At 50.8% G+C, this 1,393-nt stretch carries 1 rRNA gene (cut by a window edge); it reads right to left on the bottom strand.

Annotated features, from left to right (window positions below):
- A 23S ribosomal RNA gene (locus tag ACQKFO_RS23575) occupies positions 1-1,393 on the bottom strand; its annotated part reaches 1,472 nt to the left of the window's first position; the annotation flags it as partial.

Below are 1,393 nucleotides of genomic sequence, written 5' to 3'. Positions count from 1 at the left end.
GGTACGGGCACCTTTTTCCTCGCTAGAGGCTTTTCTTGGCAGTGTGGAATCAGGAACTTCGCTACTATAATTCGCTCGCTATCACAGCTCAGCCTTATGCGATGATGGGATTTGCCTCATCATCAGCCTAACTGCTTAGACGCACATATCCAGCAGTGCGCTTACCCTATCCTCCTGCGTCCCCCCATTGCTCAAACGGAAAAGAGGTGGTACAGGAATATCAACCTGTTGTCCATCGTCTACGCCTATCGGCCTCGACTTAGGTCCCGACTAACCCTGAGCGGACGAGCCTTCCTCAGGAAACCTTAGGCATTCGGTGGATGGGATTCTCACCCATCTTTCGCTACTCATACCGGCATTCTCACTTCTAAGCACTCCACCAGTCCTTACGGTCTAGCTTCGCAGTCCTTAGAACGCTCTCCTACCACTGACACCTAGAGGTGTCAATCCACAGCTTCGGTGATACGTTTAGCCCCGGTACATTTTCGGCGCAGAGTCACTCGACCAGTGAGCTATTACGCACTCTTTAAATGGTGGCTGCTTCTAAGCCAACATCCTGGTTGTCTAAGCAACTCCACATCCTTTTCCACTTAACGTATACTTTGGGACCTTAGCTGGTGGTCTGGGCTGTTTCCCTTTCGACTACGGATCTTATCACTCGCAGTCTGACTCCCATGGATAAGTCTTTGGCATTCGGAGTTTGTCTGAATTCGGTAACCCGATGAGGGCCCCTAGTCCAAACAGTGCTCTACCTCCAAGACTCTTACACATGAGGCTAGCCCTAAAGCTATTTCGGAGAGAACCAGCTATCTCCAAGTTCGATTGGAATTTCTCCGCTACCCACACCTCATCCCCGCACTTTTCAACGTGCGTGGGTTCGGACCTCCATTCAGTGTTACCTGAACTTCATCCTGGACATGGGTAGATCACCTGGTTTCGGGTCTACGACCACATACTCAATTCGCCCTATTCAGACTCGCTTTCGCTACGGCTCCGTCTCATCGACTTAACCTTGCATGGGATCGTAACTCGCCGGTTCATTCTACAAAAGGCACGCCATCACCCGTTAACGGGCTCTGACTACTTGTAGGCACACGGTTTCAGGTTCTATTTCACTCCCCTTCCGGGGTGCTTTTCACCTTTCCCTCACGGTACTGGTTCACTATCGGTCACTAGGGAGTATTTAGCCTTGGGAGATGGTCCTCCCAGCTTCCGACGGGATTTCACGTGTCCCGCCGTACTCAGGATCCACTCAAGAGGGAATGAAGTTTCAACTACAGGGTTGTTACCTTCTTTGACGAGCCTTTCCAGACTTCTTCGTCTACTTCATTCCTTTGTAACTCCGTATAGAGTGTCCTACAACCCCAAGAGGCAAGCCTCTTGGTTTGGGCTA

This window comes from Rossellomorea sp. NPDC071047 (genome assembly GCF_050270195.1).
In the GTDB taxonomy this organism is placed as follows: domain Bacteria; phylum Bacillota; class Bacilli; order Bacillales; family Bacillaceae_B; genus Rossellomorea.
This window is presented reverse-complemented; position numbering and strand designations above follow the sequence as displayed.